The organism is Serratia sp. H1w, assembly GCF_000633355.1.
GTDB lineage: Bacteria > Pseudomonadota > Gammaproteobacteria > Enterobacterales > Enterobacteriaceae > Chania.
The window spans coordinates 139,105-147,185 of the sequence record NZ_AYMQ01000065.1 but is presented as its reverse complement, the minus strand read 5'-3'; the positions used below and the strand labels follow the sequence as shown (position 1 = coordinate 147,185).

At 54.1% G+C, this 8,081-nt stretch carries 7 protein-coding genes and 1 riboswitch; of the genes, 2 read left to right on the top strand and 5 right to left on the bottom strand.

What is annotated here, in order from left to right; translation table 11 throughout:
- Positions 1-211 precede the first annotated feature (211 nt).
- Both murI and btuB read right to left on the bottom strand, forming a co-directional pair.
- A complete protein-coding gene (murI, locus tag U869_RS0116825) occupies positions 212-1,075 on the bottom strand; it encodes a glutamate racemase (protein ID WP_025121410.1) in 864 nt (287 codons plus the stop codon).
- The gene (gene btuB / locus U869_RS0116820) at positions 1,020-2,900 is read right to left on the bottom strand and encodes a TonB-dependent vitamin B12 receptor BtuB (protein ID WP_025123990.1); all 1,881 of its coding nucleotides are present in this window, start codon (positions 2,898-2,900) and stop codon (positions 1,020-1,022) included. Before btuB ends, murI begins: the two co-directional genes overlap by 56 nt.
- Before the next feature lie 73 nt (positions 2,901-2,973).
- A riboswitch (cobalamin riboswitch) is annotated at positions 2,974-3,189 on the bottom strand.
- Between the two features lie 120 nt (positions 3,190-3,309).
- On the opposite strand from btuB, the gene trmA reads away from it, so the two are divergent.
- Positions 3,310-4,410 carry a tRNA (uridine(54)-C5)-methyltransferase TrmA gene (gene trmA / locus U869_RS0116815; protein WP_025121408.1) on the top strand — a complete coding sequence of 367 codons (1,101 nt, stop codon included), beginning with the start codon at positions 3,310-3,312 and terminating at the stop codon, positions 4,408-4,410.
- Positions 4,411-4,496: 86 nt separating this feature from the next.
- On the opposite strand, the gene U869_RS0116810 is transcribed toward trmA, so the two are convergent.
- Together U869_RS0116810 and fabR are read right to left on the bottom strand one after the other, a co-directional pair.
- Entirely contained in the window at positions 4,497-4,859 is a 363-nt protein-coding gene (locus U869_RS0116810) for a YijD family membrane protein (protein ID WP_025121407.1), read from the bottom strand.
- Positions 4,860-4,872: 13 nt separating this feature from the next.
- Positions 4,873-5,505 (bottom strand): HTH-type transcriptional repressor FabR, encoded by a 633-nt coding sequence (fabR, locus tag U869_RS0116805; RefSeq protein WP_025121406.1) that lies wholly within the window; start codon positions 5,503-5,505, stop codon positions 4,873-4,875.
- Between the two features lie 215 nt (positions 5,506-5,720).
- On the opposite strand from fabR, the gene sthA reads away from it, so the two are divergent.
- Entirely contained in the window at positions 5,721-7,118 is a 1,398-nt protein-coding gene (sthA, locus tag U869_RS0116800; protein ID WP_025121405.1) for a Si-specific NAD(P)(+) transhydrogenase, read from the top strand.
- On the opposite strand, the gene oxyR is transcribed toward sthA, so the two are convergent.
- Positions 7,101-8,018: a DNA-binding transcriptional regulator OxyR gene (gene oxyR, locus U869_RS0116795; RefSeq protein WP_021181915.1), complete on the bottom strand. Its 918-nt coding sequence runs from the start codon at positions 8,016-8,018 to the stop codon at positions 7,101-7,103. The two genes, sthA and oxyR, sit on opposite strands and share 18 nt — an antisense overlap.
- Between the last annotated feature and the right edge of the window lie 63 nt (positions 8,019-8,081).

The following is an 8,081-nucleotide window of genomic DNA, read 5'->3' as shown; positions in this document are numbered from 1 at the left end:
CTCGAGGAGGCGTATACTACGCGATTCCTCTGAAGAGTCAACCTTTATTTCGGTGTTTTCACCGGGTTGGTCTTCCTGGCTGGGCGACTGGTTCTCGTTAGAGGAGTCGTTGTTCCCGGTCAGTGGAGGCGCATTATAGGGAGTTCTCAGAACGTCGCAACCCCTAATTTCACTTTTTTTACTGACCGTCGAATGTTTAAGCAAAACCCCGTTAAAGCGGTAGTTTTTTCAACGATTTAAAGCCATAACCCTGCAATACGGGCAATAAAGCATCGGTATCTTCATTCAACGCCATGCAATACGCCAGATTCTCTTCCTGAGTCGAAACCAGATTTTCTTGATTCGCGATAAGCCAGGCGGCTCTGCGGGCAATTGCCGCACCGGAATCCACCAGACGCGTCCCTTCTGGCAGCACTTGCATCAATTCTTCAGATAATAGAGGGAAGTGCGTACAGCCCAATACAACCGTGTCCGGGGGCTCGCGCATGCTCAACCAGGGTTGCAGTATTTTCTTCAGCGTTGCCAGCGGTACCGGTTCGCCATGCAGTTTGGCTTCCGCCAGTTCTACCAGCTCAGACGAGCCCAGCAGTTCGATTTTGCAATCCGTGGCGAAACGCTCAATCAGTTCATGCGTATAAGTACGCTGCACGGTACCGCGCGTTGCCAATAGGCCGACGATGCCGTTAGCAGTCAGTTTGGCCGCAGGCTTGATTGCCGGCACCACCCCCACCACCGGGAAAGCAAAACGCTCACGCAGTGCGGGTAAAGAAACGGTGCTAGCGGTATTACAAGCGATGATGACAATGGCCAGAGGATGGCGCTGTTGAACCGCGCTGACAATTTCCAGCACGCGCTCAATAATAAACTCTTCGGATTTCTCGCCGTAGGGGAATGCCACGTTATCGAAGGCATAGATATAGTGGAGATCCGGCAACAGCTGCCGAACCTCCTGATACACTGACAACCCGCCGACGCCGGAATCAAAAACCAGCGCCGTCGGGCGAGGCGCCGCAGTGGCGTTAGAAGGTATAGCTGCCAGTGAGGTAGTACTCTCTTCCTGGAGTAGCGTAGCCATAAGCCGTCTCATAATCTTTATCAAACAGGTTGGCAATTCTACCACGAACTGTCAGCTGAGAGGTTATTGGATATGAGGCGCTGACGTCGACCGTGCTGTAACTCGGCAATACGATCTGCTCAGGGTTATAAGTAGAAGAGATATTGTTGTAACGTTTACCGTAGTACTGATACGAGATATCCATGTCCAGGTTGAACATCGTCCAATCCAGCTGATACTTGGCCTGACGCTTCGAACGGCGCGCCAACACTTCATCGGTCTGGTCATTACGTGGATCGATATATTGCAGCGTCAACTGGTGGGTGAAGATCCAGGTATCAAAGCTGCCGGTCCATTCCACACCTTTAATCGTTGCCTTATCCACGTTGTAATACTGCCCCTGATAGGTCACCGGGTCAGAATCGTAGTTGATCAGGTTCTGGATTTTGTAGTGGTAAGCCGACAGACGCCAATCCAGCGGCCCGGTCAAACCTTCCAGACCGATTTCCCACTGCTTGGACTCTTCCGGCTTGAGGTTGCTGTTGGAATCAATACCAAAGCGTTTGGAACCATATTGCTGGCCCAGTGACGGCGTCAGGAAGCCGGTACCATAAGACAAGGTTGCCCGATAACCATCAACAAATTCCCATCCTGCTGCGGTCTGCCAAGTGCCATGCCAACCGAAATCACCGGCCTTATCTTCGCGCCCAGAGGCTTCCAACGTCACGCTGCCGTACTTTTGCTGACCACTCAGGTACAGACCCGTGTTGTCTCTTTTATAGGTATCGGCAAAGAAGTTGTCGGAAGAGGTCAGGCGCTGTTGCTGGAAATCGGCACCGGCGGTGACGCTACCGTGCTCGAAGGCATAGGTATTGCCCCATTGCAGGTTGCGCTGATCCATATCATCCAGCGTGGTGCTGACACCATAACGGCCATTCTGGCTGCTGTAGTTATAATCTTTCTGTTTCTGATAGCTGCCAGTCAGTTGAGAAGAGAAGGCACCGGACAGGAAACGCAGCCCCATATCATAGGTATGGCTATACAAGCGGTCTTCGTCATTACTGTACTGCGGGCTGTAAGGAACGCTGCCAACGTCATAATCGGCGTTATTGGTGTACCCATAGCCACGCACGAAACCAGAGAAGTTCTGATTGAACTGCTGCTCCAAGCCACCCCAGAAGCTTTTATTACGGAACCCGTCACGGTCGCTGTCGACCGAATAAGGCGAGCCTGGCTGCACATTGAAGCCATTGGTCATCTGATAGCTGCCTGCAACGGTAGCAATAGTATTGTCGAAACGCTGGCGCACAGCACCGTCATACTGCTGGTAGCCGTTCGAGCCGATACCCGCCTGGACTTTACCGCCTTCTTTATCCGTCTGGGTAATGATGTTGATGACCCCGCCGATGGCACCAGAACCATAAATGGCGGAGCGTGGCCCACGAATAAACTCTACACGCTGCACCAGCGCCAGCGGCACCTGATTGAAGTCGACGCCATTAGTGATCCCCAAACGGGCCATTGGCACACCGTCGATCAATACCAATACGTGACGGGCTTCGGTACCGCGTACCGAGAGGGATGAGCCCTGTCCCATACCACCGTACTGCGAAATATCGACGCCCGGTAAACGGCGCATCACATCGTTGAGGCTTTTGGCCTGCCAGCGGTCGATATCTTCGCGGGTAACTACGTCAGCAGGAGCCAGCACGGAGGAGACCGGCTGAGGGAAGCGGTTGGCGGTGACCACCAGGTCATCGCTATTTTTAGTCGTGGTGTTATCTTGCGCCCATCCAGAAAATGCCGTCACGGAGGAGACCACCGCCAGCAGTGTATTTTTTATCATTGTCATTATTAAAAGCATCCAAACTTCATTGGGGATGCCGCAGGGCCACGGCCGGTAGTTCGCGACGGCTATGGATATTGCGACGTACACCGGTAGGTTTTCGGGCTTGGGATTTGCCGATTGCCAATGGCAACCCGCACCGGGCGATGACTTCCCATCCTGCAGTGGACAGTGTCTGCGTCATTTAACGCTATCGCCGTGACTTCCCCATACCGCTGCGCGTCAGCTCCAGATTTACACTGGATTCCCTTTTCACTCGCTGCTTGAGACCGGACGGCAATGCTACAATCAATGAAAATGGATGTCTAGATTGCCAATAGTGTTTCAAATTAGCACCACAACAAAACTGGACTTCACGGGCTGATTCCCTACAATCCCCGCTGATCCAATTTGCCTGACGAGAGAAGCCATGACGCCCGAGAATTTGCCCATTGAACGCTATGACGACCAACTGGCGGAGAAAACTGCCCGCCTGAAAACCATGATGTCACCGTTCACGGCGCCCGAGCCGGAAGTGTTTCGCTCGCCCGTCAGCCACTATCGGATGCGGGCGGAATTCCGCATTTGGCATGATGAGGACGATATGTACCACATCATGTTCGATCAGCAGACCAAGCAGCGAATCCGTGTCGATAGTTTCCCGGCGGCCAGCGAGCTGATTAACCGCCTGATGAGCGCGCTGATGACGGCCCTCAAGCCGAATCCGGTGCTGCGCCACAAGCTGTTCCAGATCGATTATCTGTCCACGCAGAGCGGTAAAATCATTGCCTCGCTGCTGTATCACCGCAAGCTGGACGAACGGTGGCAGCAAGATGCCACCGCGCTGCGTGATGCGTTGCGTGCCGAAGGGTTCGATGTGCAGCTGATTGGCCGCGCCTCAAAGATGAAAATCATGCTGGATCAGGATTACGTCGACGAAGTGTTGCCAGTCGCTGGCCGTGAGATGATTTATCGCCAGGTCGAAAACAGCTTCACCCAGCCCAACGCGGCCATGAACGTACAAATGCTGGAATGGGCGCTGGATGTTACCAAGGGTTCAAAAGGCGATCTGCTGGAGCTGTATTGTGGTAACGGCAACTTCTCGCTGGCCCTGGCCCGCAACTTCGAACGGGTGTTGGCCACTGAAATCGCCAAGCCTTCGGTAGCCGCGGCGCAGTACAACATCGCAGCCAACCATATCGATAACGTGCAGATTATCCGCATGGCGGCGGAAGACTTCACTCAGGCGATGAACGGCGCGCGCGAGTTCAACCGGTTAAAAGGGATCGATCTGAGCAGCTATAATTGTGAGACGATTTTCGTCGATCCACCACGCAGCGGGCTGGATGATGAAACGGTGAAGATGGTGCAGAGCTACCCGCGCATCCTTTACATCTCCTGCAACCCGGAAACCCTGTGCGCCAATTTAAGCACCTTGCAGGCCACGCATAACATTACCCGCTTGGCGCTGTTCGATCAGTTCCCTTACACCCATCATATGGAGTGCGGCGTACTGCTCGAACGTCGCTGATGCCCCCGCACCTGACCTTCACACGGGCGCAGCATGCAGCGCCCCTACATTGGCTCCCTCGCCCTGTGGGAGAGGGTTGGCCATGCTTACTGTTGGGCGACAGTGGTATTGCGTTTCTTTAACTGGAAACCAATCCAGAACACCAGCGCCACGCAAACAATCGAGGGCAGGAAGTTCGAGCCGATCTGCGGATATTCCGCACGCACGATCGCGCTATATCCCAGGATGCCCAACAGGAAACAACCGGCCGCCAGTTTCGGCGTGCCATCCGACATTGGTTGATTCAGGTAACGCTGATGCAGGCAATACACCGCCAGCACCAAAGCAATCAACGGGAAGGCTGAAAACGACACCACCGAGCTGAACAGCGCGGCAAAGGAACCGTTTACGGACAGGCCGGCAATCAACGCCAGCAGTAAAGTACCATTCTCACGGCTTAGTTTTTCCATTACTTTCACCTTGTTATTCGTGGGTTACAGAGGCCTTTTCTTGCTCGCGGCGATACCAGTAATAAGCTCCTTTGGAGATCATCCGCAGTTGCAACACTAACCTTTCTTCAAGCTGCCGCCGTTGTTCAATATCAATATCCAGTGCTTCCGCACCGGCACTGAACACAATCGTCACCATAGCTTCCGCCTGCGCCTCGGTAAAGCTGCGCGGCATATGGTTTTCCAGCTCCAGGTAATCTGCCAGTTCGGCGATAAAATGTTGAATTTCCCGTGCTACCGCCGCACGAAATGCGGCCGAGGTACCGGAACGTTCACGCAGCAATAACCGAAAGGCGTTGGGATTATTGCCAATAAACTCCATAAAGGTCGATACCGACGTGCGGATCACGCTGCCACCTTTGGCAATGCGCTGGCGTGCCTGGCGCATCAACTGGCGCAGCATCAGGCCGCTTTCGTCAACCATGGTGAGCCCAAGCTCATCCACATCGCGAAAATGGCGATAAAACGACGTGGGCGCGATACCCGCCTCGCGTGAGACTTCACGCAGGCTCAGGCTGGCAAAACTGCGCTCGGCACTCAGTTGGCTGAAAGCCGCCTCAATGAGGGAACGACGCGTGCGTTCTTTTTGTTGTGCTCTGACGCCCATTTGCATATCCGGATAACTTCCCTTCTTTCAGTCTAACGCCGCAGAACTGGCAATATAGCAAATTTAATGCAACAGCATTGATACAAACGCGCTTTGTCACAGTTCCGGGCCACATCGATTGTGCTTTGCCACAAAAAGGCTAATGGTAATTGGGCACGCAGCGCTATGATGTTAAGATACCGTTGTAAATTTGTATAAGAACAGGTCTCTCCTACATGCAACAACACTATCAATTTGATGCCATTATCATCGGCTCCGGCCCTGGTGGTGAAGGCGCAGCCATGGGTCTGGTGAAACAAGGTGCCCGCGTGGCCGTGATCGAACGGTACAATAACGTGGGCGGCGGATGTACTCACTGGGGAACCATCCCCTCCAAAGCCCTCCGCCACGCCGTCAGCCGTATTATCGAATTCAACCAGAACCCGCTTTACAACAACTCCCGAACCCTCAGTGCCACCTTCCCCGACATTTTACGCCACGCCGATAGCGTCATTAACCAGCAAACCCGCATGCGCCAAGGATTTTACGAGCGCAACCAGTGCAAACTGTTCGCCGGTAACGCCAAGTTCATCGATGCCAACACCGTCAGCGTAAGCTACATGGACGGTACTCAGGATACCATCCGCGCCGACCATATCGTGATCGCTTGCGGCTCACGTCCTTATCATCCGAACAACGTTGATTTTAACCATTCGCGCATTTATGACAGCGACTCGATCCTCGAGCTGAACCATGAACCGCGCCACGTGATTATCTACGGTGCGGGCGTGATTGGCTGTGAATACGCATCGATCTTCCGTGGGCTGAACGTGAAGGTGGATTTGATCAACACCCGCGATCGGCTGCTGGCGTTCCTCGATCAGGAGATGTCAGATTCCCTGTCTTATCACCTGTGGAATAACGGCGTGGTGATCCGCCACAACGAAGAATTCGAGCAGATCGAAGGCACCGATGACGGCGTGATTATTCATCTGAAATCTGGCAAGAAAGTGAAGGCGGATTGCCTGCTGTACGCCAATGGCCGTACCGGTAATACTGATGCGCTGGGCCTGGAGAACGTCGGCCTGGAATCAGACAGCCGTGGCCTGTTGAAGGTCAACAGCATGTATCAGACCGCCGTGTCCCATATTTATGCGGTGGGTGATGTGATCGGCTATCCGAGCCTGGCTTCTGCCGCTTATGACCAAGGCCGCATTGCCGCTCAGGCCATCTCTTCTGGGGAAGCCAGCGGGCATCTGATCGAAGATATTCCAACGGGCATTTACACCATTCCGGAAATCAGCTCCGTCGGCAAAACCGAGCAGGAACTGACAGCGATGAAGGTGCCGTACGAAGTGGGCCGCGCTCAGTTCAAACATCTGGCTCGGGCACAGATTGCCGGCATGAACGTGGGTAGTTTGAAGATCCTGTTCCACCGCGACACCTTGCAGATCCTGGGGATCCATTGCTTTGGTGAGCGTGCGGCAGAGATCATTCACATCGGCCAGGCGATCATGGAACAGAAAGGTGAAGGTAATACCATCGAGTATTTCGTTAATACTACCTTCAACTATCCGACCATGGCAGAAGCCTACCGAGTCGCGGCACTAAACGGCTTAAACCGCCTGTTTTAAGTTCGCATCCAGGTAATTCTGCATGTGTTCGCGAATTGCCTCGGCCAACTGCTCATAGCGGCTGCGCAGCGGGGAGCCGGGGCGATACACCAGAGCAATGGTGCGCTTCGGTTCCGGCTTGTAGCACTCCAGGTAGCAGACGCCGTCGCGCTCACGCTCACGCGGCACTGCCAAGGCAGGCAACAGCGTAATCCCACTGCCTGCGGCAACCATATTACGCAGCGTCTCCAGACTGGTCGCGCGGAAATGGGTATCCTCATCCGCACCGGCCTGGAAGCAAAAGCCCAGCGCCTGATCGCGTAAACAGTGGCCATCTTCCAACATCAGCAGTTTTTCGCCAGCCAAATCGGCCATCGCCACGCGTTCGCGCTGTGCCCATGGATGGTCGGAATAGACCGCCAACTGCATCGGCTCATCAAACAAGGGCACTTCGATAAAGGCTTCGGTCTCTTTCACCAAGGCTAGAATGGCGCAGTCCAACTTGCCGCTGTCCAGCTGTGCCAGCAGTTGATGGGTCTGGGCTTCGTGCAGATACATTTCCAACTTGGGAAAGGATTTATGCAGCGTCGGGATAATCTGCGGCAACAGATAAGGCCCTACGGTAGGGATCAGGCCGATATGCAGCGGCCCGGACATCGCCTCCCCCTGCTGGCTCGCCATCTCTTTCAGAACCTTGACTTCGCGTAGTACGGTGCGTGCTTGTTCCACCAGCAGTAAACCTGCCTGGGTGAATAGCACCTTGCGGCTGGTCCGTTCGAGCAGCATCACGCCTAATTCGTCTTCCAGCTTGCGGATCTGCCCACTCAACGTGGGTTGGCTGACATGGCATGAGTCGGCAGCACGCCGGAAATGACGGTGCTCGGCCAAGGCGACCAGATACTCTAAATCACGAATATTCATTGTTGTTTCCCTCCTGGCCATGATAGCTCATGGCGATAGATAAGATAGCAACGAGTGATTAGA

Bases quoted from the DNA above. Each gene is read 5' to 3' on its own strand.
- sthA (WP_025121405.1), top strand. From the start codon at position 5,721: ATGCAACAACACTATCAATTTGATGCCATTATCATCGGCTCCGGCCCT.
- fabR (WP_025121406.1), bottom strand. From the start codon at position 5,505: ATGGGCGTCAGAGCACAACAAAAAGAACGCACGCGTCGTTCCCTCATT.
- U869_RS0116810 (WP_025121407.1), bottom strand. From the start codon at position 4,859: ATGGAAAAACTAAGCCGTGAGAATGGTACTTTACTGCTGGCGTTGATT.
- murI (WP_025121410.1), bottom strand. From the start codon at position 1,075: ATGGCTACGCTACTCCAGGAAGAGAGTACTACCTCACTGGCAGCTATA.
- btuB (WP_025123990.1), bottom strand. From the start codon at position 2,900: ATGATAAAAAATACACTGCTGGCGGTGGTCTCCTCCGTGACGGCATTT.
- oxyR (WP_021181915.1), bottom strand. From the start codon at position 8,018: ATGAATATTCGTGATTTAGAGTATCTGGTCGCCTTGGCCGAGCACCGT.
- trmA (WP_025121408.1), top strand. From the start codon at position 3,310: ATGACGCCCGAGAATTTGCCCATTGAACGCTATGACGACCAACTGGCG.